This window comes from Candidatus Laterigemmans baculatus (assembly GCF_010367455.1).
GTDB lineage: Bacteria > Planctomycetota > Planctomycetia > Pirellulales > Pirellulaceae > Laterigemmans > Laterigemmans baculatus.
This window is the reverse complement of the sequence record NZ_WRPR01000077.1, coordinates 91983-116553: the sequence shown is the minus strand read 5'-3', so window position 1 is coordinate 116553 and position 24571 is coordinate 91983. Positions and strand designations below refer to the sequence as shown.

The following is a 24571-nucleotide window of genomic DNA, read 5'->3' as shown; positions in this document are numbered from 1 at the left end:
GTTAAGCAACCACGCGGCGTTGGTACAAAATCCATTCGCCGACCAAACCGATCACCGCCAGCGCCGCGAGATAAATCCACATCGAATAGCCCCCCACGCCCGCCAACGTGGCGGCCGGCGGCGGCGCGAAATCCGAAGCCTCCCGCAGATCGCTCTCGGCGGCACTCGTCAAATTCACCGCCAAGGCGACGACCCGCTCGCGATCGCCCCGCTCGCGATCGTCCCGCGGCTCGACCCTCCACACGCCGGTCTGCGGCAGTGGGCCGATCGACAAGCGGTCGGAGTCGGTCGAGAGCGGGAACGTCTCGCCGCGTGGGGAGCGAAGCAGCCACGCCGCCCCCTGGGCCGGAGCGCGGATCACGGTCGACTGGCCTGTGGCGAGTGCCGGCTGCAGCTCCCCCTTGGTTCCCAGAAACCACTCCACCGCGTTCTTCATCATCACCGGAAAGGCGATCCGGAGCGGCAAATCCCCCTGCTCCAGCTCCGCGTCCAAGACCAGCACCTCCCCCTCCGGCCGCGACAGCCGAGCGTACAGCGGTGCCTCGGTCGGCGACGCGAGCAACGGCTCGGCCTCGACCGAGAATTCCAGCCGGCGAGCCCCCGCGAGCGCCACGTTCTGCAGTCGCAAGTGGGCCAGCAGCGGTGTCTCCTCGGTCTGCCCAAACACCAGCGGCGAAGCGAGCTCGTCGCCAATCTGCCACAGCTCGTTCGACTTCTCGGGGTGGATCACCAGCACCGCTCCCGGCGGCAGCTCGTCGGGCACCGTGCGGTGCAGCACCAAAATTCCGCCAGCCGGGATCTCCGCCGGCACCTCGAGCGTGACCGTCAACGCCACTCCGGGAATCGCCGCCAACACGTTTTGTAGAAACAGGTTGCCTGGCGTGACGAGCACCACCGGAACCGGATCCCGCCGCGGCAGCACGGCCCGAGCCACGTCGTCGCTCGAAAGCGCATCCGCGGGTTCTGAGTCGGCGGGTTCTACATCACTGGTAGCGGCAGGAGCGACCAAGCGGGCGACCAGCTCTCCACCCTCGATCGAAGTGTGGTCGAGCGTCTGCCGCCAGACCTGCCCCGCGTCCAACTGCAGCGGCACGACATCGACCGGCGACTGCTCTAAATCGATCTCCAATCGTCGCTCGACGGCGGTGCGGCTGAAGTTGGAAACCTCGACCAAGATTTGGTAACTGAGCGCATCGGCAACGCTGCGGCGAACCTGGAACGCGGTGATCGCCACGTTGTCGGCGGCCCGCCCAAGGCCATAGAAGGTCACCGGGGGAGCCGCACTGGCTCCTTCGCTGCTGGCAGCCTCACTGCTGGCCTCTTGGCTGCCGGCCGACTCTTTGGTGGAGAGTTTCGTGCCGCTGCCGCCGTCGGTCAGGACGATGATTTCGCTCTCCGCGTTGCTGAATTTCTCGCTGGCCAGGAGCTGCCGAGCGAGCGTCACAGCGGCGGCCAATTGGTCGGGAGCGTCGGTCGCGGGAACGGTTGCGACGGCTGTTCGCAGCCGGCGGAGATCGTCGGTCATGCCCAAGTGAACCCGCGGCAATCCGCCGGCAGTCACGACCGCCATCCGGTCGCGGTCACGCAGCGAGCGAACGATCGAAGCGGCCGCCTCGCGAGCTTCTTCCAGGCGATCCGTTGCGTCGCCCGGGAGCCTCGCATTCATGCTGGCCGAATTGTCGACGACCAACACCACTCGCCGTGGCTGAGCGGCTTGCCAAGCCCACAGGGGATCGACCAGCGCCGCGACCACCAACCCCAACAACAGTAATTGCAGCAGCAGCGACAAAGGACTCCGCAGCCGCTGCCACCACGCGCGGCGGCGGCGGTCGTCGAGCAACTGATCCCAGAACAGCAGCGTCGACACGGGCTCTCGCCGCAGCCGCACGCGGAGGATGAACAGCGCGATGATCGGCACCGCCAACAGCCCCCACAGGGCCAGCTGCGGGGCGGCCAGCTGGACTTGGGCGATTGGCCCAGCAAGCCCGCTTCCTGGAACTCCGGCGAAACCGATCACTGGGTTACTCCCGCGGACCGCATCATCCGCAGTATCAGTTGATCGAAGGGGACCTCGGTGGTGCTCCGCGTGCAGCTGAGCCCATACCCGCGGCAGTAGGTTTGGATCGACTCCAAAAAGGCCTCGAACCGCTGGCGGTACTGGCGCCGCAGCCGCTCGGTGACGATCACCCGCCGCACGTCTCCGGTCTCGACGTCCTAGAGTTCGAGCTCACCGAGCAGCGGCGGCTCGGCTTCCTCGGCCGTGTGGACTTGGACCAAGTGCGGCTCGAAGCCATGGTGGCGGAGCAGATCGGCGCCGCGGCGGAATCCCTCTTGGTCGAACAAGTCGCTGATCACGATCGCCAGCCCACGGCGCGGCGCCCGGTGGACCAGCGTCCGGGCCACCGCTTCCAGATCAGTCCGTCCGCCGCGAGTCTCGAGCGCCTCGAGAAACCGCAGCACCGAGAGGACGCGGTCCTTGCCGCGGGTCATCGGCATCCACTGATGGACCGCTTCGGCGTAGGCGAGAATTGCCACGCGATCCAAATCGGCCAGGGCGATGTAGGAAAGCGCAGCGGCGATCTGGCGAGCGTAATCGAACTTGCTCGGCTGACCTGCGTTCGCGCTCGATGGGGCTGCCATGCTCGGCGAGGCATCGACCAGCACGTACACGTGCAGATCCTCCTCCTCCTGAAACCGCCGCAACAGCACGTCGCCGTGGCGGGCATACACCTGCCAATCGAGGTACCGCAGGTCGTCACCCGGAGAGTATGCGCGGTGGTCGGCGAACTCGATCCCGCCGCCCATCTGCCGCGTCCGCCGCTGGGCCAATAGCTGCCCCCGAAACATCCGCCGCGAGAGCAGCGAAAGGTACTCCAACCGCGCCAGAAACTGGGGCTCAAGAAGCATCCGTGATACCGGTTCGAGAAGGAGAAAGAGAAGGGGTTTGTTGTGCTTTGCGTCTCGATTATCCGTCACCCTCCCCCGGGGAGGGTGACGTGCAGGGCCCGCGATCTTACGCCAGCACCGCGTCGCCGACGTGCTGCATCACGTCTTCGACGACCGCGTCGGTCGAGATCGCTTCGGCTTGGCCTTCGAAGTTCAGCAGCACTCGATGCCGCAGGGCACTCCGGGCGACCGCACGAATGTCGTCTCGGGCGACGTGGTAACGATCGTCGAGCAGGGCGTGAATCTTGGCCGTCAGCAGCACCGCTTGGGCTCCTCGCGGGCTGGCTCCGTACCGCACGAACTGCCGCACCATGGGACTCGCCTGCGGCTGGTCAGGATGCGTTCCCATCACGGTCTGAATCGCGAACCGCCGAACCTCGTCGGCAACCGGGATCCGCCGCGCCAGCCGCGACATCTCCAACACCCGCTCGGGTTTCAGCAGCGGGCTGGCCGTGGGCGAGTCGACGTCGGTCGTGCGGTCGAGGATCGTCTCCATCTCTTCGGCCGTCGGATACGGCACGATCAACTTCAACAGAAAGCGATCGAGCTGCGCTTCGGGCAACGGATACGTCCCTTCCATCTCCAGCGGGTTTTGCGTCGCCAGCACAAAGAACAGCCGATCGAGCGAGTGGGTGACGCCGGCGACCGTGACACTGTGCTCCTGCATCGCTTCGAGCAGCGCGGACTGCGTCTTGGGCGTGGCGCGGTTGATCTCGTCAGCCAAAACCACGTTGGCGAACAGCGGCCCCGGATCGAAGCGAAACTCCCGCTGCCCCCCCTCCCCTTCGACCAACACGTTGGTCCCGATCAGGTCCGCCGGCATCAAGTCGGGAGTGAACTGGATCCGCGAAAAGCGAGCCTCGAGCACCGAGGCCAGCGTCCGCACGAGCAGCGTCTTGCCGAGCCCCGGAACTCCTTCGAGCAATACGTGGCCGCCGGCAACAAGCGCCATCAGCACTCCGTCGACGATTTCCCGCTGGCCCACGATCACCCGTGCCACTTCCTCCCGCAGCCGCGCGAAGTCCTCGCGAAACCGCTCCAGCTCAGCCCGCAACTGCGGGTCATCCTCGATCGCCATGCGTGTTCTCGTCCTCGTAGGAAGCGGTGCAATCCGTCGGATTGTTGTCATGTCCACCGCAGAGCGTCAGGGCCGGATGGTCATCAGCCGCCGGGCGCTAGCCCCCGGTTCTCGAAAAGGCGGTGAGAACCGGACGCTAGCGCGTTGCGGCTGATTGTATGCCCCAACCGCCCTCACCCATCCGGGGATGATGGTCCACACAATCCTACCGGTTTTTTCTCTCACCGCGAGAACTTTTTCGCCTACACTCTCTAGCCCCAATCTCTCCAGTTCCGGCTGGACGTATCGGTTGAACTTTTCGCAGTTGAAACTTCTCTCGGAGAGCCACGATGGCGACGCTCATCCCCCGCAGCCGTACCGGCAAACGCCTCACCGCTCTGCTGCTGGCCCTCGGCTCGGTGGCCACCACGCTCACGATCCCCGCTCCGTCGCTGGCTCCAGCCCAAGATGCTGCCGCCCAAGACACGGCCGCCCAAAACGCAGCCTCGCAGGAACCGGCTGAGACCGAAGCCGAGCGTCGCGAACGGGTAGCCGCCGAGCGGTTTCTCCAGCTCCTCGAGCGGCGGCCGCGGACCGGCACGGCGCTCGACCGCCTCTATGGCTACCACGTCCAAAACGGTTCGCTCGAGCCGTTCGTCGAACAGCTCCGCCGCGACGCCGAGAGCGACCAGGCCGACGGCAATAGCTGGCTGCTCTTGGGTCTGATCCAGCTGCGACGGGGCGAAGAGCTCGAGGCGATCACCGCGCTCCGCCGAGCCACCGAGCAACTGCCCGACGACAGCATGGCTCCGTACTACCTGGGGCGCGCCCACCTCCTGCTCGGTGAACCCGACCGGGCGGCCGAAGCGATGGAAGAAGCGCTCCGCCGCCAACCGCCGCGAGCCGAGCTGCTGGAGATCGGCAAGGCTTTGGGCCGGCTCTATCAGCGGCAGCAGCAAGACGAGCGAGCGGCCGAGGTGTGGCAGCAGTTGACCGAAGCTTTTCCGGGCGACACCCGCGTCGCCGAAGCGGTCGCCGCGATTCTGGCCGACGAAGGCAACCACGCTGCCGCGCTCCAGCGATTCACCGATCTCGCCACAGCGGCCCGCGACCCGTACCAGCGAGTCCAGTTCGCGATCCGCGCGGCCGAGATGAAGCTGCGTTTGGGAGAAGCCGAAGCGGCTCGAGGTGATCTCGAGAAGCAACTCGCACAACTCAACCCCGACAGCTGGCTGTACCGCGATGTCCGCCGACGAATCGAAGCCTCGTTCACCGACTCCGCCGACTACGACGCGCTGAGCGAGTACTACGCGGCCTGGATCAAAAAGCATCCGAACGATGTCGACGCGATGCTCCGGGCCGGCCGCACGCTCGCCCTCCAAGGCCGGCTGCCCGAGGCGCGGCAGTGGTTCGAGCAGGCGATCGAGCGGGCACCAACCGACAGCGAACCGCGCGAAGCGCTCGTGGGTGCCCTGCTCGGCGAGGAGAAATTCGCCGAAGCCGCCACGCAGTACGCCCGCTTGCACGAGCTGGTGCCGGACGATCCCGACGTCATCATCCGCTGGGGCGAAACGCTGCTGGCCGACCGCGAAGTGCCGACCGAGGAGCGGCAAAAGCAAGCTGCCGAAGTTTGGGAAAAACTGGTCGAGCGACGCCCCGACGACGCAGTGACCGCCAGCCAAACCGCCGATTTGATGCGGGCGGCCGAACAGACTGAGCGGGCCCTTGCACTGTACGCCAAAGCGATCGAACTGGCTCCCGACGAACCGCAGTACCGCGAGTATCTCGGCGAATACCTGCACCGGCTCGGCCGCGGCGAGGAGGCCCGACAGGTTTGGGCGGAACTGGCCACCGGCGACCGCCGCACGCGAGAGAACCTGGTCCGCTTGGCCGAAGTCTATGCCACGTTCGACCATGATTCGCTGGCTCTCGAAACGATGGGCGAAGCCGCCCAGCTCGATCCGACTCTGGCCGAGCGGCTCCGCTTTGGCCAAATGCTTCGCGAGGCACAGCGGTACGAAGAAGCCAACGAACAGCTGCAGCTGGCTTCGTCGCTGGCCGAGACGCCCGACGAGCGGGGTCAATTACTGAGCGAACAGATCGAGCTTTACCAAGCCGCGGGAGAATTGCCCGAGCGGATCGCCGAAGCCCGGGAACTGACAAGCTCCAACCCCAACGACGCCGAAGCCTGGATCCGTTTGGCTCGGCTGCTACAGGCGAACAGCGAGCTCGACGAAGCGGTCCGCGCGGCGGGCCGGGCGGTGACGGTGGCTTCGGATTCGATCGCCGCGTGGACGACCGCTGCCGAGCTCCGCGAACGCTCCGGCCAATTCGGGGCGGCGATCGAAGCGTATCGGCGGCTGGCTGAAATCGACCAACGCTTTCGCTCCAACCACCTCACGCAAATCGCCAACCTGCAGCTGCGGCTTGGCGATTCGGAGGCGGCTCTCGAAGCGGGGCGCGAGCTCTTGGCCAGCGGAGCGACGAACCCCGAGAACTATCGCTTCTTTGCCGACCTCTGCTTCCGGATCGGCGAAGTTGACCAGGGACTCGACGCGCTGCGCCGCGGAGTCCGTGCCGCTCCGAACGACCGCGACGCCATGCTAGCGCTGGCTCGAGCGCTCGCCGATCAATTCCGCACCGACGAAGCAATCGAGCTCTACTGGCAGGCTTTCGAGGCCGCCGAGAATCTCGACGCGAAAGGGGACCTGGTCACCCAGCTGACCGAGCTGTACGTGCGGAGCGGACAGTTCGAGCAGCTGATCGAGCGGCTCGAAATCAGCGGTCGCGAAGGCCGTGATGGCGAAGGCCGACGGGAAGCCGATTTGCTGATCGCTGCCGCCCAGGAAGCCTCCGGCGATACCGGCACCGCCCGCCGATTGCTCGACGATCTGCTCGCGGCCAGCCCCCGCGACACGCTGCTGCTCGAGCGGCTGGTCGACTTGGCCACCCGCGACAGCGACACCGTGGCGGCGGCCGAGTACCAACGGGCGCTGAACGAGATCGCCCCCAGCCGCGAAGGGGACACGCGGCTCGCGCGACTGCTGATCGACCTCGGTGAGATCGAGCAAGCCGAAGCGATTTGGATGCGACTCTCCCGCGGCGAGGACGCCGAAGAACAACTCCTCTCGACGGTCGACGGAGCGCTGCAGCGGGCCGAATGGGAGACGGCGATCAAAATCTCCCAGCGTCTGCTGGCCGATCAGCCCGACGACTGGGAGACACTCGCCCGGTTGGCGATCGCTTACCGCTTGAGCGATGACGAGGAAGACGGCAAGGAAGCGGCGAAGGACGAGCGGGCGGCCGAGGCGGCTCGGCGACTGCTGGCGCTACAGCTACCGCGCGAGACCCCCAGCCGCGAGACCGCCGCCCAAGAAGCCCGCGAAAAGGCTCGCCAGGCGTCGCGCCCCTCGCAGAGCTCGACTCGCAACAGCTCGCCCTCCCAGACGTCGCTCCCTCCGAGCTATCGGTTGATGAACGCGCAGTACATGTTCCGTCCATTGCTCGCCTCAACCAACAACACCGTCTACTACTCCGGCAGCGGCCCCGGTTTCAGCGGCCAGCTCAGCCACTTTTCGCTCGCGCGTGCCGCGGCGATCGCGGTCCTCTTGGGAATCGCTCAGGAGGCGGAGCAAACCGACGCGTTCCTCGATTCGTTCCAGCAGGCAGCGGACGAAGCGGCCGATCCAGCCCGCGGCGAAGCGGCCCTCTGGGACCTGGACATCGCCCTGCAGTTGTTGACGGGCCCGGTGCCGCAGGACGACGAACTGCTTGAACGGCAGGTGCGAGTTGCCGAGCAGTTGGCCGAGCGGGCGGGGGTGGAAGGCAAAGCCCGCCACCTGATGACCCTACTACAACCGCGGCGGTCATCGGACGGTTCGGTCAAGGAATCCGAGCCGCTCCCCGAGGCGACGCTGGAGACGATTAAGAAATCCATGGAAGCGATCATCGCCGAATCGCCCCTCCATGCCACTCGGCTCAGCGGGCCGGCGATCGATCAACTGATCCGAGCGGGACAAGAGCAGGCGGCTATCGATTTGGCCGACCGGATCATAGGTCTGAAGGTCGATTCCCAGTACGCTCCGGCACACCGCTCGATGCAAATGTTCCTCGCAGCCCGATTGGGCGATCGCCAGCGACTTCGGCGAATGCTGACCGGTTCGGCCGAAGATCCACGGTTCCTGCACACGGCCCTGAATCTCTTCGCTCAGCAAGGGCTTGAGAAAGAAGAGTACCAGCCGCTGGTGAATGAAGATCTCGAGCTGCTGATCGACACGGTGACCACCATGTACGAGAACCTACGACCATCGCAGCGGGCAGCGACCTCCGCCGGGTCGGGCAACGTCCATGTGCAAGCGATCGTCGGCAACAAGCTCGACAACCGCTACACCGCTCTCGACTTCCCGCCGGCGACTCCGGTCTGGAATGAGGAGATGCTGCGGACCCTGCATTTGCTCTGGAGCGTCTCCAAAGCGGGAGGACTCGAAGAGGAGTTCATCGGGCGGCTTCGCCAAGAAGCGGATGACGGGGCCGGCCAAGAGGAGTCGGCGACGCGGCGACTGGTGCGGCTCGCCGCGGCCGCTTTCGTGCGGCACTGGAGCGGTGCTCCCGAAGAGTCCGCCGAGCTTCTCGCCGAGGCGCTCGAAGCCGACCCCAGCTGCAACGCGCTCCGCGTCGTGCTGGCCCGGCAGCGATACGCCGCGGGCGACAAGCTCGGCGCCCTCAAAATCGTCGAAGCGATCCAGCCGCTGAACAGCCAGCTGGTCCAGGAACGCGAGCTGGCCATGCTGCAGCTCGCCTCGCAGCTCGGCGACCGCGCCCGAGCCCAGCAAGCGGCGCGGCGACTCTACGCGATGCGGCTCGATTCGAGCACCCAGCTTTTGCTGGCCCAGCACCTCACCGCACTCGGCATGAACGATCTGGCCGACAACCTGGTGCGGCGGATCCAGCAACACGCCGGCAGCCAAACACAGACGCTGCAGGAAGTAATGCGGGGCCTCAATACGATGGGCAAGCGAGAAGCGGCCGCGGAAGTTGCCATGCAGATCCTCACCCGCACGCGAGGCAGGGCTTCGGGCTCCGGCTCGAGCGAAGAGTACCTCCGTCGCGAAGCGGTCCAGGTACTCGCCGCGGCCGATCGACTCGAGCCGCTCGTCGCGCGGCTCGAACAACAACTGGCCGCGGCCCCCAAGTCGGCGCGAATCGCCTCGGAGCTCGCCGAGCTGTACATCGCCTCAGGCGACCGCGACAAGGCGGCCAAAGTGCTGCAAGGTACTGGCGAGGCCGGCTCCCAAAATGCCGACGCCCTGATCCAACTGGCCCTCCGCAGCTCCCAGGCGGGCGAACACGACAAAGCGATCGAGAATCTCATCGCGGCGATCCGCAAACAGCCCGATCTGCTGAGCAATCATTTTTACAGCTTCCGCGAGAGCCTGAAGAGCAAAGGGGGCTACGAGGCGCTCGTCAATCAAATCCTCGACTCCGGGCTCGACAAGTACCAGCGGTCCTATCACTACTTCGACACCCTGCTCCAAGAAGGCTGGCGCGAGGAGGAGAACCGCGAACCGCTCAAACGACTGATGATCGCGATGTTCGACGCCGGCCCGCAGATGGCGGGCATCGCACTCAGCGCCGCGGCCACCAGCGAAAGCGCACTCGACGATCCCGAAATCTTCGCGACCCTGCGTGATGCGCTGCTGACCAAAAACCAGTCGGGCAGGCTGAATGACTGGAGCAGCCTGAACGGCTCGATCTCGGTCGGTTCCGGTGGGCAGATCAACGGCACGCTGACCCGCTTGGCCGAGACCAAAAACCATGAGCGGATCAGCGAGCTCGCCGATCTCGCCGAACAGGCTCACCGGGACGATCTCGAGTGGGACGAAATGCGATCCCTGGCCGCCGGACTGGCCGCCGCGGCCGGTCGCCCGGAGCGGGCAGCCGAGCTGATCGCGCCACTGCTCGAAGGCGAAGAACCTGAGCTACAGCCCATGGCCGCTTGGCAACTCGGCGTGCTCTTCCTCGAATCCGAGAAACTCGCCGAGCAGGCCGTGCGACTGCTCGAGGTCGCCGCCGAGCGGGAAGCGTCGTTCAGCGACAATTTCGCCTACACCCCGAAAGCGGCTCTGGTCACTGCGCTGCCGAAAGTGGGTCGCCGCGAGGAAGCTCGGCAGCTGCTGCTGGAAGCGATCGATGCCCCGCAGCCCGATCAGCGAGGCCTCCCCAGCGGCTATCAGGCGCAGCAGAAAGTCCGCTCGTTGCAGGGGATCGCTGCCGGACTGCTGGCGATCGATTACCCGCTCGACGCACTCCAGCTGTGCGAACAGATCCTCGACGACTCGATGCTCCTCGGCGAAGCGGCGAGTTACGGAAATTCGCAGTACTACCTCGACCAACTGAGGAAGACCCGCACCGACGCTGAAGCCAAGTTGACGCCCGAGCACTGCTTGGCGGCTCTTCAGGAACGCATCGAATCCGCCTCGGCCAGACAGGAGGAGAACCCGGAACCGACCACCGACAGGTTCGCCGAATTGCTCCAGCCCCGGATCGTCGGCAGCAGCTTGGGACAGCTGCGCGTCGAGAGCATGCTGGATCGCTTGGCGGGGCCCGCCGGGAAAACCGAAGAAGGCCGCCGCCAGCTCGGCGAACTCGCCCAAAAAGTTGCAGTCGCCGACTCCCAGGACCAGGCCGCGACAGACGCGCCGGCAGCGGACGCCGAAACTTTGCAGCCCCAGGTCCTGCGGGCGCTGGTCGTGCGGGCCGTCCTGGCCGCTGCCGCGGAAGACGCGGCGCTGCTGAACGAGACGATTCCCGCAATCGCCAGTCGCTGGGAAAAAGTCCCCGAGGATGCCGAGGATGCATCGAGCTTCGCGCTCCAAACCTGGCCGGCGATCGCCGCTGCACTCGACCGCGACACCCCGGTGGCGGAAGCCCAGCGGCTCAGCGATCGACTGCTGCGGGTCGTGGGCGAGTCGCAGGAGGCGCGAATGCATCTCGCTCTGCTGCGGCACTCTAACGAAATCGCTCAGCGGCACGGTCGTAGCGAACAAGCCGCCGAATCGCTCGAGCAGTTGGCCGCGGAGATCCTCACTCCGCCCGATGCGGAAGCGACATCGCCGCAAACGCTTTCCCCAGCCGAGCGAACCGAGTGGGCGCTGGAGTTAGCCGAGCTCGCAATCGAACAAAGTAACACTCCGCTCTCGGTCGCTGCGGTCGGGGCGGCGCTCGGCGAAGGACCTCCGCTGCGACAAGTCGCGTCGGAGCTGATGCTCGGCAGCAACCGCAACTCCACGGGCATCTTCTACAACCAGTCGCAAACTCCCGATCCGATCTCCGACGTGGAGCATCGCATCGGAACGTTACTGGTCCAGCTCTCGAAGGTTTGGCGCGAGCATGAGGTTTCCGCCGAAGCAGCGTACGAAGCGCTGCGGGACGCAATCGTGCCGGCCGACAGCGGTGGGCTGCACGCCTACTTGGTTCGCGATCCGCAAGACGATCCTCGCTCCCTACGGTACGCCAGCGACTCCAACGCGTCTCCGCAGTACGACAGTGGATTGGCGGAGTTGGCCGCGTGGGCGGTGCGAGCCGAGCGGCAGCAGGAGCTCGACGAACTTCTCCAGCAGCGTGCCGCGGACCATCCCGAAACGGCGGCCGCCGCCGAAGTCGCCCGTGTGCTGTTGGCTCTCGAGGGCGAACCGCAAGCGTCCGACGCAGCGCGGCTCGAGCGGCTCGCCGAGCTACTCGGCTCCCAAAGCGATGCCTACACGACGCTGCTGGCGAGCCATGCCGCCGTGCCAGCGATGGAATCCGAGCCGCTCGCCCCGGCGGCGGTCGAGGTGCTCCGCCAGCTGCTGCCTCAGATGCTCGCCAGCGAAGGTCAGCCCCGCGTCTTCGGCCGCGACAGCGGCTTTCCGACCGAAAAGCTCGGCCGAAAGATCATCGCGTTCGATCTCCAGCAAGGTGACGTCGAAGCGGCCCACCGCGGCGTGCTGCAGCTGATCGCCGCCCGCCACCGCCGCAATGCTCCGGTCCGGGGTTACGGCGACCGGATGGAGAAAGAGCTGCTGGCCGACGTCGTGCCCGAGTTCTTCGCCACGGAGGCGGCTGTCCCGATCGGCATGCGGCTGCTTCAGCGACACGACCAGATCTTCGTCGAGTACAACAGTCCGAGCTCTGACATGCTGCGAGCTGAGATCGTCCACGCCGTTCGTTCGCTGCCCGACGCCGCTTCCTACAGCGCTCTTCGAGGGCTGTGGCTTTCTTCATCCGACGAAGAACCACTTCGCTTGGACTTGAGCTTCAAGAAGTATCCGCCGCTTCCGGCAACGATCGTGGAGACGGCCGAAATCAGCGTGGCGGATCAGCCCGTGGGGCTCCGTTCGGCGCCGTTTTCGGGCGTTTTCCCGATGTTGCTAGCCGCGGCCGAGAGGGGCGGCAAACTCGAATCGCTGATCGACGAACTGCGGTCGATGCAGTCCAATGACCGCGACAATGCGGACGTTGCCTTGGCATTGGCGCTGGATCATGCCGGCCGGGAAATCCCGCGGGAGTTGCTGGAAGAAATTGCCGGCGCAATTCGCAAGCGTCTGCCCGCGGAGATGGGCAGCAAGGAGATTCCCGACGTCGGGCATTTGGCGGTGGCGGTCAGCGCGGCCCATCGCGAAGCGACCGCAGCCCAAGCGATCGAAATGCTTGAGCAGCTTCTGCTGCACTGCAAGCGGAGCGCGTACGGCCGCGGACAAGCACTTGTTAACGATACGTTGCATGTCGCGGTCGCGGACAAGCCCGACCTGGTATCGGTCGCCGAGATGCCGATCTGGACGATCGCCTCCGATGTCCCATCGTTCAGCACGCCAGTGGCTCCGACCCGTTGGCTCGCTGGCCCCCGCCAACTCACCCACATATCCGGCCAATACCAGGATTATGTCTTCCTCCGCATGCCGCTCGGGGGCGACTTCGACCTCACTTGGCAGCAGTTCGACGGGGGCTGGCAACCGGTCGGCGCCGTCGTCTCCGGTGCCGTCGTGTCCCCGCGAGGCTTCAACGACACGATCTTGATCGACGCTTTTGGTAATCGAGAACACACCGTCTATAAGCAGACCGTGATCAACAAAGGCGTGGCAAACGCGATGCGGCTCCGCGTGCGGGGTGACACGTGGGAACTCTTGATCAACGACCAGCCGATCTACCGTGAAACGCACGCGGGAACTTCGTTTCCGTTCCTGGGTTGGCAGGCCCTCTACCATTTCCACTCGCCGATCGACGCGATCACGATCGAAGGGACTCCGCGAGTCCTCGATGAAGTTCCCCTCCTCGATGATCCACGGCTGCGAGGCTGGACCGCCTGGCAGTCAGGATCGCTGCTCAGTTCGGCTGAAGTCGCCGAGCCCGTAGATCTCGAGGTCGCGAACCCGCCGCAGGTGAGGACCACCGAGATCCACTGGGCGTGGAAAGAGGGGGAACTCAAAGGAGTTCAAAGCTCGTCGCCGAATATTCCGCACCCGGTGCTGCACTACATGCGACCGCTGCATTCGGGCGAGCAAGTGGAATACGAGTTCTACTACGAACATGGTGCCTGCGAGGTCCATCCGGTGCTCGATGAAGTCGCGATGGTCCTCCAGCCCGAGGGCGTCCGACTTCGCTGGCTCGGACAGGTCGGCCGCCGGAACGATGTGGGTCCCGAACCGCATCGCCTGCTCGAAGACCTCGATGGCCAGCTGCACGACGGAACCGTCCCGCTGAAAGCGAACGCCTGGAACAAGCTGCGGATGGTGATGGAGGAGGACCATCTGCGGCTCGAGCTCAACGGCGTCCCGATCTACCGCTACAACGATGCCCACTCCGAATCGCATCAGCGGCGAATCGGCTTCACCTTCGAGCCCGCCAAGGTCGAAGCCCGCGTCCGCGGCGCCACCCTCCGAGGCGATTGGCCAAGAGAAATTCCGGAGTCGTTGAAGGAAGACACTGCGTCGCTGAAGGAAGCCGAGAGTCAGTAGCGGGGAGCATCTCCAGCGCCCTGCAGGGGCAGAAACAAATCAGCCCAGGGCACAGCGCCGCGGCGGTTCCAAACGTTCACCCTCCCCCCGGGAGGGTCGCGAGGAACGAGCGGGGAGGGGCCGGTGGGCTTCGGCCTGAACTCCCCGCTGAGCCGTTAGAAAAGAAGCCAATTCGTTGAGGAAAAAGGGTCACACGCACTCATCACGCGAGCGTCGACCGGTCCCTCCCCGGGCCTGAGAGCCCGACCCTCCCGGGGGGAGGGTGGGTCCATTTCCGGATCCCCCTCACGTGAACCGAACGCCCTACCCTTCGCGGATCATCCGCAGGCACGTCTCTTTGACTTGCTGCGGGTTGGCGTTGGGGTTTTTCTTTTTGGCTTGGCCGATCAGCGCCCCGATCGCTTGCTCTTTGCCGCCGCGGACTTGTTCGACGACTTTGGGGTTGGCTTCGAGCAGCTCTCGGCAGAGGGCTTCGATCTCGCCAGCGTCGACCGCCACGATGCCGAGCGCTTCGATCGCTCCCTCGGCGTCGGTATCGTTCTCGAGCATGTACTGAAAGACGTCGCGGGCTCGAGCGTTGTCGAGCTCACCGGCGTCGACTTTCCGGAGCAGCCGACCGAGATCGATCGCGGGAATCGGAAAGGTCCCAATCTCCCAGTCGCTCTCCTTGAGGGAGCGCATCACGTCTTGCTGCATCCAGGCGCTGGCCCGTCGCCCGTCGCCGGCGGTTTCGGCGGTGGTTTCGAAGTAGGCGATCATCGCCGGGCCTTGGTTGACGATCACGTCGGCGTCGTAGGCCTTGATGTCGTACTGCGACTGCAGCCGCTGGCGGGTCGCCGCCGGCAGTTCGCCGAGGGTCGCTTGGGCCGCTTCGATCCGCTCGCGCGGCAACCGCACCGGCAGCAGGTCGGGATCGGGAAAGTAGCGATAATCGGCCGACTCTTCTTTCTCCCGCTGGGCAAACGTCGCTTCGGCCGCATCGTCCCAACCCCGCGTCTGCTTGGCACGGTCTTCGATCGTCTCGCCGGTGTCTTCCCAGTCGATGTACTGGCGACGGACTTCGTACTCGATCGCCCGCTCGACCGCCCGAAAGCTGTTCATGTTCTTGATCTCGACGATCGGCGTCGCAATCTCTTTGCCGTCGGCTTCGATGTGCAGATTGACGTTGGCGTCGACCCGCAAGCTCCCTTCCTGCATCTCGCAATCGGAGACGCCCAGGTGGGTCAGCAGCAGCTTCAGCTCGCTCAAGAACGCCCGTGCCTCGGCAGCCGAACGCATCGCCGGCTGGGTGACGATTTCGAGCAGCGGCGTGCCGCAGCGGTTGAGGTCGATGCGGGTGTCGGAGATGCCCGCCGCTTCGTCGTGCATGCTCTTGCCCGCGTCCTCTTCGAGGTGGGCGCGGACCAACGGAATACGGCGGGTATGCGTGTCATCGGCCGGATCGGTGATTTCCAGAAATCCGTCAGCGCAGATCGGCAGATCGAACTGGCTGATTTGATAGCCCTTGGGCAGATCCGGATAGAAGTACTGCTTGCGATCCCACTTCGTCAGCGGCGGGATCTCGCAGTTCAGCGCCAGCCCGGTGCGGATCGCCAGCTCGATCGCGTGCTCGTTGATCACCGGCAGCGCTCCGGGCAAACCGAGACACACCGGACAGGTCTGGGTGTTCGGCGGAGCGCCAAATTCGGTGCTGCAGCGACAGAACAGCTTGGTCTGCGTCCGCAGCTGAACGTGCACCTCGAGCCCGATGATCGTCTCCACCTGGTGCTCGGTATCCAGCCTGCTCACAGCGATCCTCGCGAACTCATAGGGTCGGCCTCTGGGCGTGGTGCGTCGTCAGCTTCTGGAAGGCTGCCCCGGCGCGGATCAAGCGAGCTTCCTGCAGCGGAGGGGCTTGCAGCTGAACGCCCAGCGGCAATCCCTCGGCGGTGAAGCCGGCCGGGAGCGAGACCGCGGGGATGCCAGCCAAGTTGGCTCCGACGGTGAACAGATCGCACAAGTACATCTGGAGCGGGTCGTCGGTCTTCTCCCCCAACCGGAACGCGGCCGAAGGCGTCACCGGTCCGAGCAGCACGTCGGCCTGAGCGAACGCTGCGTCGAAGTCGCCGCGAATCAGCCGCCGAACCTTGAGCGCCTTGAGATAGTAGGCGTCGTAGTACCCGGTGCTCAGCGCGTAGGTGCCGAGCATGATGCGGCGTTTGACTTCGGCTCCAAAACCTTCGTCGCGACTTTTGCAGTACGTCGCCAGCAGCGGCCCCCGCTCGGCCGCTTCGGCGTCGCTGATCGCCGCGCGGTAACCGTAGTGGGCGCCGTCATACCGCGACAGGTTGCTGCTCGCTTCGCAGGGAGCGATCACATAGTAGGTGGGGACCCAGTAGTGGCTGTGGGGCAGCGAGACGTCGACGATCTCCGCTCCGGCCGAGCGATAGACATCGATCGCTTCGAGCACCGCGCGGCGAACCTCCGGCTCGAGTCCCTCCTGGTCCAGCGAGTCGCGGAGCACGCCAATCCGCAGCCCCCGCACGTCGGTCGCGGCGACGTCGCTGGCAAAGTTGGGCACGCTCTCGTCGAGCGAGGTCGAGTCGGCCGGATCAAAACCGCTGATCACTTGCAGCAGCAGCGCTGCGTCCTCGACCGTCCATGCCATCGGCCCGACCTGGTCGAGGCTGCTGGCAAACGCCACCAACCCGTAGCGGCTGACGCGTCCGTAGGTGGGCTTCATCCCGGTCAGCGAGCAGAACGCGGCCGGCTGGCGGATCGATCCACCGGTGTCGCTGCCGAGGCTCAGCGGACAGTTCCCCGCCGCCACGACTGCGGCCGCTCCACCGCTGCTGCCCCCCGGCGTCCGCGAGGGATCCCAGGGATTACCGGTGACGCCCATCGCGCTCGTCTCGGTGCTGGCCCCCATCGCGAACTCGTCCATGTTCGTCTTGCCGACCAGCACGGCACCGGCTTGCCGCAGCCGCGCGACCACCGTCGCGTCGTAGGGCGAATGGTAGCCGGCGAGCATCTTGGACGAGCACGTCGTCGGCATGTCGCGGGTGCAGAGCACATCCTTGACAGCGACTGGAATTCCGGCGAGCGGGCCGAGCGGAAGACCGGCCGAGCGGTCGCGGTCAATTTTCTCAGCCGCGGCGATCGCCGCTTCGTCAGCCCGGTGCGTGAAGGCCGAAATCTGCGGCTCGGTCGCCGCGATGCGGTCCAGGGCCGCCTGGGTGATCTGGACGGCGGAGAGCTCGCCAGCGGCCTGCAATCGCAGCAGCTCGGTGGCGGAGTCGAGAGGAATGCTCATGAGGTCAGCGAGCGGAGAATCGATGGAGCCAGGGTCAGTGAGCGGGACCCAAAACGGGCGGAACGAGGAAGCACGACTCATCGCGACGCGGAGCCGCCGCCAAGGCTTCATCGACCGTCAAGCTCCGATGCAGCTTGTCCGGCGCCCAGCGATTGACGACGTCGAGCGCCGTCGTCATCGGCTCCACCTCCTCGGTGTCCAGCTCCGAAAGCTGCTCGACGAAGTCCAGAATCCGCGCGAGCTGAGGCCCGAGCACTGCGACTTCCGCGTCGGACAATTCGAGCCGAGCAAGCAACGCCAGCTTCCGGACATCCGCACCACTGAGTGACATATCCGCGCGACCTCAGGGAGACGGCTTACTTCTTGGCGACCGCCATCGAGAACGGCTTTTGCTTGACCGTCTTGCGGACCGCGCCGCTGCGGAGGCACTGGGTGCAAACCCGCACCGTCTTGTTCTCGCCGCTGGGCATCGTCACGTGGACGCGCTGCAAGTTGGGGACGAACTTCCGCCGCGTGATGCCGGTGATCTTGGTACCGACCCCGCCCAGGTACTTGGCTTTACCGCGAGTCTCAACGCGGTTGCCCATCTGAACTTTCTTGCCGCAGGTCTCGCATTGGCGGGCCATCGCATCAAGCTCCAAAAATACAGCCAATCAAAGGCTGGCGTGTGTCTCAGTTATCAAAAAGGGCGTCCCCGAAGGGCGCCGCACATATCGGCAGAGCCCCGGAATATAGCGAAATCGCGATCCCTCGCAACCGCACAATTTGTGCGGGAACGTGTCTCCATCACCCTCCCCCCGGGAGGGTCGGGCTCTTAGGCCCGGGGAGGGCTAGCCGAATTAACCAGCGTCCAGAACCGCCAGACACCCATTGCCCTCCCCGCTCGTTCCTCGCGACCCTCCCGGGGGGAGGGTGACGTATTAAGCGCGGCGTGTTCGGGAACCAGGGGCTAGCGCCCGGTGGCTGATGCAACATCCGAACGGGCCCGAAACCCGGCGACGGCGATCACGATCCAGGCGACGATCCAGCTCATCCCTCCAAACGGCGTGACCGCTCCAAATCGCGGCTGGTCGAGCAGCACCAGCAGGTACAGACTGCCGCTGAACAGCACGATCCCGGCCACCATCAACAGCCCGGCCCAAAAGACGCCGCGGCGACCGAGCGAATCGCGGAGCGCAAACAGCACCAACAGCAGGACGCTGTGGATCAAGTGATAGCGGACCGCCGTGTCGGCCTGAGCCAACCGCCGCGGAATCAGCTCCGCCGCCATCCCCTGCTCGGCTAGCCAATCGCCCAGCCCATGCGCAACGCCCGCTCCGATCAATACCCCCAGCCCCCCCAGTACGCCGCCAGCGACCGGCAACCACCAAGTCGCGTCGCGGGAAGAAGGGTGGTTCGTGGAGGCGGGCATCTGCATGCCTAACTCGAAATGGAAGGCTCACGGAAACATATCAGCCGCCGGGCTTCTAGCCCGAATTATTCATCAGCCGCCGGGCGCTAGCCCCCGGTTTCCGAAAACGCCCAGACAACCGGACGCTAGCGCGTGGCGGCTGATGAAATATTCACGCTAGCGTCAGGCCGCTGCTTACTCGGTCCCGCCGGTCGATTCGGCTAGCAGCCGGCGGACCGCTTCGACCAGCCGCTCCATGGCGAACGGTTTGCGGATGTAGTCGCTGACCCCGAGCAGCTCGGCATAGGCTTTGTGGCGGCTCCCCTCGTTGCCGGTGATCATGATCACTGGCAGCGGCAGCTCGCGCGAGCGGCGCAGTTTCTCGAGCACCAGGAACCCGCTCCGCTTGGGCATCATCATGTCCAAGATCATCAGGTCGGGGTTCTCCCGCTCGGCCAGCGCGACCCCCTGGTTCCCATCGCGGGCGACGATCACCTCGTAGCCTTCCCCTTCCAGGGCATACCGGATCGAGTCGACGATCTCGAAATCGTCGTCGACCAGCAGCACTTTGGGACCGGCCGACGCCGACGAATTCGGGGGAGACGACTTCGGGAGTGGCGCATCGCTGCGGGAGTCTGCGCTGTCGGACGTCATGATCTACTCGATTGGCTCAGTTCGTGGAAAACTCGACCGGCAGCGTATCGTAATCCGCGACATCCATCGGCGATGCTTGGCCGGTGACGCGGGCCATGATCCACGCGTTCACGTCGCGAAGGACTTCGGTGACCATCGCATCATCGACCGTGTACTGCCGCATGTCCATCTTCATTCGAGCGGCATGCCACAGACGCAGGTCTTCGCAGACCGTTTGCATCGGATACTGGGAACCCTCGATCGCGACGGCCGAGAGGATGGCCAGCTGGCGAGCGGCCTCGAGATTCGCAAGCGGCCGGCCGCCACGCGGCAGCGCTCCGTCGAGGCTGATCACCCCGTCGATCGCCCGCGAACCATCGACCGCCGCGGCGTTTCGCAAGCCGACGCGAAGGGCCATCGTGCCTCCCTCGCGGTAGCCGGCCAAGTAGATGCGTTCGGGATTGATCGAGTACCGCGACTGGGCCGCCTCGATCGCTTCGAAGATTGCCTCCTCGGCAATCGCGGTTCCGAGCGGCGACTGCAGCCACTGAAAACGGTGCCCGGCGGCGTCGCAGGCTCGCGTTCCGCGGACTCCCACGGCGACGTAATTCTGCAGACTCAGGTGGGGCATGACCTCGGCGACCTGCCGCTCCCCCGCCCCGTCCTGATGCAGCCAGACGATCAGCGGGTACTTGTAGTTCGGCTCATAGCGAACCGGCAGAAAATAGCTCAGCGGCGAGCTACCGCGTCTCCCACCTCCGGAAGCGAAAGGTTCCTGGAGGGCCTGTTGCGGGGGTGCCGTGCGGCCGGCCGAACCGGGGCGGGTCAATCGATTCATCGCAGGCAGGTTGCGGGGAGAGGAGGAGGGATCGCGCGGCCGAGAGCGGCGGTTCGCGCTCGGCCAAATCGATCGGAAACTTCAGTGAATCGCGAGCAGGGTTTTAAGTGCCCGAGCGGGGCTGAGTCAACGTCAGCCCCTAAACCCACGGCTCGGCGCGACCGCTTCCCGCTCGCCGCTTCCCTTCCGTTTCCGGCTCAGCTACTGAGCAGCGATTCCATCGTCGCAACGAGCGATTTCACGGCGTCGACACTGTTCTGGAAGTCGGCCGTCTCGCGGTCGGTCAGCTGCAGTTCGACGACCTTTTCCACACCGCCGCTGCCGAGAACGACCGGCACGCCGACGTAGTACCCGCCCACGTTGTACTGCTTGTCACAGTACGCGGCGCACGGAATCAGCCGCTTCTTGTCGCGGACGATCGCTTCGGCCATTTGGGCACAAGCGGCCGCCGGAGCGTAGTAAGCGCTGCCGGTCTTCAGCAACGAGACGATCTCCGCCCCGCCCTTGCGAGTCCGGTCGACGATCTCTTCCAACCGCTGGCTGTCGATCAACTGGGTCACCGGAATTCCGCCCACGCTGGTGCAGCTCGGGATCGGCACCATCGTGTCGCCGTGACCGCCCATCAGCAGCGCCGAAATGTCCTCAACACTGACCCCCAGCTCCATCGCCAGGAAGGTGCGATAGCGAGCCGTGTCGAGCACCCCGGCTTGGCCAACCACCCGCGAGGGATCAAATCCGGTCACCTTCCACATCTGCTGGACCATCGCGTCGAGCGGATTGCTGACGACGATCACGATCGCGTTCGGGCTGGTCGCTTTGATCTGCTCGGCGACGCTGGTCACGATCCGCGCGTTGGTGCTGAGCAGATCGTCGCGGCTCATCCCCGGCTTGCGAGGAATTCCGGCGGTCACGATCACCACGTCGCTCTCGGCCGCGTCGTCGTAGCTGGTCGTGCCGACGATGTTCGAATCAAAGCCCATGATCGGCGAGGCCTGCATCAGGTCCAGCGCCTTGCCAGCGGGCATGTCGCCAGCCGCCGGAATGTCCAACAACACGATGTCTCCGAGCTCCATCGAAGCACACCAGTGGGCGCACGTGGCGCCGACATTACCAGCTCCGACGATCGTAATTTTTGCACGTCGCATTGCGTAATCATTCCCGGGTTGAAGACATCAGGATGGGCAAGTGGAGTTCGAACGGACCGTTCTCTCCCCCTGCAGGAATCGGCGAGACGTCCGAATATCGGCCCAGGGGCGTGTGGGTCAAGTGCCCGCCCCCCAGGAATTCCCGCCCCCCAGGAAATCATGCTCACCACGACTCGGGCGGCGTCGGCGGCCGCTGGGCAGCCGCCGCGCGTCGCTCCCGCGCCACCGCCCGGTCCCGGCGGCCCACCCGCCACATCACGACCGCGGTGATCAGCAAGCTGGCGATGACCACCGCCGCGAGCACCCAACCGATCGCTGAAACGCCCCGCTCGAGCGCCACGTTCGCCGGTTGCAGAGCGATTTCCGAGGCCACGACGAGCGGGCCGATCTGACGCCCACCGCGACTCTCCGCGTATTCGCTGTCGTAGCTCCACAAACGAAAGAAGAAACCGTCGACCGTCACCCCTTCGCTGAGCATGCTGACGGCGACCTCCCCTTCCCCAGCCGCAACGCCCGCTTCGTTGCGGACGCGCCGCTCGAGCCACTCGGGCAACTCAAGAATCGCCAGCGAAACAGGAAACCGATTCTCAAACTCCAGCGGCTCCCCTTCACCGTCGGGCGATTCGAGCTGGACTTTCGCTCCCCGCAGCTCTCCAAAGGCGTCGATCTGCCAGTAGGCATCGCGGCCCAACTCCGCGCGACGCTCGGGCGTCGTGACCGCGATCCGTGAGGCCCGCGCGATCTCCACGTCCAGCCGAATCCAGTGACCGGCGAGCTCCGCCGGCGCGCGGAGCAGCTGCATCGTCTCGACGCGTTCGGGTGCGGCCTGCTCGGAGTCCTCGGAGATTGCGGCCGCGGCAGCCAGCATCGCATAAAAGGTGTCGCTGTCCTCGCTCCCCAGCGGCTGACGGTTGCGACGGGCGACCTCCGCTAAGCTGCCGATGTCCACTCCCTCGGCGGCGAGCAGCTGCCAACCGACTGGCAATTCCCCACCATCACCTGCCTGCGGAAACCAGCCGAGGCGGTTCGCGTACAACCGCCACTCCTCGCCGCTCCCCCCCTCGCCGCTTATCGCACTCACCGCAGTGAACTCCACCGCCTGCCCAATTCCCGCGGCCTGATTACCGCTGGCAGCCTGATTACCGCTGGCGGAAAGCCAAGCCGCGGGGAGCTGCCGCGTGACGACGCCGATCGACCCAGGCAACCGCTCCGCTGCGCCGGCTGCGCTGGCGTCCCCGCCATTCGTGCCGACGGTCGCGACCTGCTCGAGCTGCACGCGGTAGAAGCGATCGAACTCGAGCACTTCGGCCAACTCGGCGGGAACGCGGACCGCGTCATAGCGTTCGACCACACCGCGGACGCGGACCACCCGAAGCGAACTGCTGAGCTGGCTGCTGGCCGGATCTGCGGGCGGAGCTGGCTCCGCGTCGGCCGCAGGTGTCCATCGAGCGAGCACCGCCGGATCGATCCGCGAGATCGCCCACAAGAGTTTGGCCGTAGCTTCGACCGACTCGCGCGGCGGAGGGTTGTTCCAAATCTCCGCGGCGGCGACCAACCGCTCCGGGTCGACTCCCGGCAGCAACGACTCGAGCGACGCGGGCCGCTGAGCTCGAGCGGTCGAGGCCACGCGCGCCCCCAAGCCGACGGCCACCATCGCGATCAGCAGCCACGCCGCAAGCCGCTTCACCGACCGCACCCTCCAATTCGTTTCGCGCATCTCCACTCGCTGGGTTGATGGATGACGACGTGTCAAATCAGCCGCCACGCGCTAGCGTCCGGTTCTCACGGCGTTTTCGGGAACCGGGGGCTAGCGCCCGGCGGCTGATAAATAGTTCGAGAACCGGGGGCTAGCGCCCGGCGGCTGATGAACAAGGCGACTATGGCGTGAATGGGGTGTCGGGGAGCGAGCGGGCTCGCAGCTCTCGCCGCCGGCGGGCCGCGCGACTCGCCCGCCAACCGATCAGGCACGTCACCAGGATCGGCACGACGACCGCGGCGATCAAACCGGGGATCCACCACGCCGGCGGCTCCCGGCGGCCGCGTCCTTCGCCCCGTTCATCCACGGCAGCACCCAACGGGCCTGGCAGAATGCCGCTCGCCGCAGGCTCCACCTCCACGATCCTGCCGACGATTACCGGAGCCAGTTCGCTCCCCCGCTGCGAAGGATACAGCTGCCGCTTGAGGAACGTTCCCTCGGCCACGATCCGCGGCCCCTCGACTTGCGTGTCGTCGGCTCGCACCGCGCCGAGCGGTGCGGGCAGATCAGCGGTGTAAACCATCATCGGCCGCTCCGAGCCGTCGACCGGACGGAGCCAGACCAACCAGTACCGCTCGACGCCAAACGGATTCTCCGCAGCCTGATGCGGTTCGACGCGGACCGCATGCCCGGCGAGCGACACCGTCCGAGCCCGGTAAACCTGCGGCTGGGCGGCCAGCGCGGCGTAACCGACTCGCGTCGCCGGCCCTTTCTCAGCCAGCCCGCCCTCGGCCCAACCCTGCTCCGCGGAGTGCATCTCCAGCAAGCGATAGAAGGCGTCGGCGTCCCCCGGCATCCAGACGCTGGCATCCGAGACGGTCGTCCAGTAGCGGGCGTCGAGCGCCGCCTGCAGTCGCCGGTGAACCGTGTCCTGACCGCTCTCGAGCGCCGCAGCGAGCGCCGCCGGATCGATTTCTCCGCTCGCCTCCGCCGCATCCCGCAGACTCTGCAGCAGCGATTGGGATACCGTCACCCCGTCCTTCTGGCCTGCCTTCTTCTGGCCTGCCTTCTGCTGGCCTGCCTTCTTCTGGCCTGCAGCCTCCTGTTCGGCTCGAGCCGCGCGGCGGGCGGCCAGTACCGCCGAGAGCTCTTTGAGTTCTTTGTCATCGAGCGCAGCGACGGTAGCCGAGAGCGGATCGGCCGTCGGCTCCTTCTCCGGCTCGCTCGCCACGCTCCCCATCGGCCCCTCCATCCCTGTGGGGCCCTCCATCACTGCGGGACCCTCCATCACTGCGGAACCTTCGAGCGGAGCGCCGAGAGCCCCGAAGATTCGGCGATACAGATCGGGGTCGGCCGCCCGCTGCATCAACAGCAGCACTAGGACCAACATCAGCCCCAAGCGGAAGATCCTTCGCCCAGCGGAGGCGTGCCGCGGCGGGGGGGCGAACCGTCGGGTCAGATTGGAGCGGATGCGCATCGAGCGACTATGAAACGTTAACGGATGAGCACGAATTGCGGCCAGAAGCGTTATAATTGGAACCCTATCATTCTAGAGTCGCCGCCGCTCGGCGTCCCGCGACTT

General features: G+C 65.8%; 15 protein-coding genes. 1 reads left to right on the top strand and 14 read right to left on the bottom strand.

From position 1 onward, the window contains the following. Window position 1 precedes the first annotated feature (1 nt). From GNK13_RS15520 to GNK13_RS15510, 4 genes are all read right to left on the bottom strand, one after another. A complete protein-coding gene (locus GNK13_RS15520) occupies window positions 2-2017 on the bottom strand; it encodes a vWA domain-containing protein (protein ID WP_164103465.1) in 2016 nt (671 codons plus the stop codon). Beyond that, window positions 2014-2196 (bottom strand): hypothetical protein, encoded by a 183-nt coding sequence (locus tag GNK13_RS21765; protein ID WP_235935220.1) that lies wholly within the window; start codon window positions 2194-2196, stop codon window positions 2014-2016. Before GNK13_RS21765 ends, GNK13_RS15520 begins: the two co-directional genes overlap by 4 nt. Before the next feature lie 18 nt (window positions 2197-2214). Next, the gene (locus tag GNK13_RS15515) at window positions 2215-2907 is read right to left on the bottom strand and encodes a DUF58 domain-containing protein (protein ID WP_235935217.1); all 693 of its coding nucleotides are present in this window, start codon (window positions 2905-2907) and stop codon (window positions 2215-2217) included. Window positions 2908-3013: 106 nt separating this feature from the next. Next, on the bottom strand, window positions 3014-4024 hold the full coding sequence (locus tag GNK13_RS15510; RefSeq protein ID WP_164103464.1) for an AAA family ATPase: 1011 nt from the start codon (window positions 4022-4024) through the stop codon (window positions 3014-3016). Window positions 4025-4353: 329 nt separating this feature from the next. Here GNK13_RS15510 and GNK13_RS15505 point away from each other — a divergent pair, with 329 nt between their 5' ends. Beyond that, window positions 4354-13995, top strand: a complete 9642-nt coding sequence (locus GNK13_RS15505; RefSeq protein ID WP_164103463.1) for a DUF1583 domain-containing protein — start codon at window positions 4354-4356, stop codon at window positions 13993-13995. A gap of 303 nt (window positions 13996-14298) precedes the next feature. Here the strand turns inward: GNK13_RS15505 and gatB are convergent, their stop codons facing one another. From gatB to GNK13_RS15455, 10 genes are all read right to left on the bottom strand, one after another. Next, window positions 14299-15783 carry an Asp-tRNA(Asn)/Glu-tRNA(Gln) amidotransferase subunit GatB gene (gene gatB, locus GNK13_RS15500; RefSeq protein ID WP_235935215.1) on the bottom strand — a complete coding sequence of 495 codons (1485 nt, stop codon included), beginning with the start codon at window positions 15781-15783 and terminating at the stop codon, window positions 14299-14301. A gap of 16 nt (window positions 15784-15799) precedes the next feature. Then, on the bottom strand, window positions 15800-17287 hold the full coding sequence (gene gatA, locus GNK13_RS15495; protein WP_164103462.1) for an Asp-tRNA(Asn)/Glu-tRNA(Gln) amidotransferase subunit GatA: 1488 nt from the start codon (window positions 17285-17287) through the stop codon (window positions 15800-15802). A gap of 34 nt (window positions 17288-17321) precedes the next feature. Beyond that, on the bottom strand, window positions 17322-17618 hold the full coding sequence (gatC, locus tag GNK13_RS15490) for an Asp-tRNA(Asn)/Glu-tRNA(Gln) amidotransferase subunit GatC (protein ID WP_164103461.1): 297 nt from the start codon (window positions 17616-17618) through the stop codon (window positions 17322-17324). A 25-nt stretch (window positions 17619-17643) separates the two neighbouring features. Continuing rightward, window positions 17644-17913, bottom strand: a complete 270-nt coding sequence (rpmB, locus tag GNK13_RS15485; RefSeq protein WP_203329089.1) for a 50S ribosomal protein L28 — start codon at window positions 17911-17913, stop codon at window positions 17644-17646. Window positions 17914-18236: 323 nt separating this feature from the next. After that, entirely contained in the window at window positions 18237-18704 is a 468-nt protein-coding gene (locus tag GNK13_RS15480; protein WP_235935212.1) for a DUF423 domain-containing protein, read from the bottom strand. A 168-nt stretch (window positions 18705-18872) separates the two neighbouring features. Beyond that, window positions 18873-19331 (bottom strand): response regulator transcription factor, encoded by a 459-nt coding sequence (locus tag GNK13_RS15475; RefSeq protein ID WP_164103460.1) that lies wholly within the window; start codon window positions 19329-19331, stop codon window positions 18873-18875. Window positions 19332-19347: 16 nt separating this feature from the next. Then, window positions 19348-20148, bottom strand: coding sequence for an alpha/beta hydrolase (locus GNK13_RS15470; RefSeq protein ID WP_164103459.1), 801 nt, complete (start codon window positions 20146-20148; stop codon window positions 19348-19350). 197 nt (window positions 20149-20345) lie between these two features. Continuing rightward, on the bottom strand, window positions 20346-21293 hold the full coding sequence (mdh, locus tag GNK13_RS15465) for a malate dehydrogenase (protein ID WP_164103458.1): 948 nt from the start codon (window positions 21291-21293) through the stop codon (window positions 20346-20348). A 163-nt stretch (window positions 21294-21456) separates the two neighbouring features. Then, window positions 21457-22980, bottom strand: coding sequence for a hypothetical protein (locus tag GNK13_RS15460; protein WP_203545371.1), 1524 nt, complete (start codon window positions 22978-22980; stop codon window positions 21457-21459). A gap of 190 nt (window positions 22981-23170) precedes the next feature. Then, window positions 23171-24466, bottom strand: a complete 1296-nt coding sequence (locus GNK13_RS15455; protein WP_164103456.1) for a hypothetical protein — start codon at window positions 24464-24466, stop codon at window positions 23171-23173. Between the last annotated feature and the right edge of the window lie 105 nt (window positions 24467-24571).

What these genes read in the sequence shown, in the direction of transcription:
- GNK13_RS15515 (WP_235935217.1), bottom strand. Translation starts at nt 2,907, where the DNA reads ATGCTTCTTGAGCCCCAGTTTCTGGCGCGGTTGGAGTACCTTTCGCTG.
- mdh (WP_164103458.1), bottom strand. Translation starts at nt 21,293, where the DNA reads ATGCGACGTGCAAAAATTACGATCGTCGGAGCTGGTAATGTCGGCGCC.
- GNK13_RS15470 (WP_164103459.1), bottom strand. Translation starts at nt 20,148, where the DNA reads ATGAATCGATTGACCCGCCCCGGTTCGGCCGGCCGCACGGCACCCCCG.
- GNK13_RS15455 (WP_164103456.1), bottom strand. Translation starts at nt 24,466, where the DNA reads ATGCGCATCCGCTCCAATCTGACCCGACGGTTCGCCCCCCCGCCGCGG.
- GNK13_RS15505 (WP_164103463.1), top strand. Translation starts at nt 4,354, where the DNA reads ATGGCGACGCTCATCCCCCGCAGCCGTACCGGCAAACGCCTCACCGCT.
- rpmB (WP_203329089.1), bottom strand. Translation starts at nt 17,913, where the DNA reads ATGGCCCGCCAATGCGAGACCTGCGGCAAGAAAGTTCAGATGGGCAAC.
- GNK13_RS15510 (WP_164103464.1), bottom strand. Translation starts at nt 4,024, where the DNA reads ATGGCGATCGAGGATGACCCGCAGTTGCGGGCTGAGCTGGAGCGGTTT.
- GNK13_RS15480 (WP_235935212.1), bottom strand. Translation starts at nt 18,704, where the DNA reads ATGCAGATGCCCGCCTCCACGAACCACCCTTCTTCCCGCGACGCGACT.
- gatA (WP_164103462.1), bottom strand. Translation starts at nt 17,287, where the DNA reads ATGAGCATTCCTCTCGACTCCGCCACCGAGCTGCTGCGATTGCAGGCC.
- GNK13_RS15475 (WP_164103460.1), bottom strand. Translation starts at nt 19,331, where the DNA reads ATGACGTCCGACAGCGCAGACTCCCGCAGCGATGCGCCACTCCCGAAG.
- gatC (WP_164103461.1), bottom strand. Translation starts at nt 17,618, where the DNA reads ATGTCACTCAGTGGTGCGGATGTCCGGAAGCTGGCGTTGCTTGCTCGG.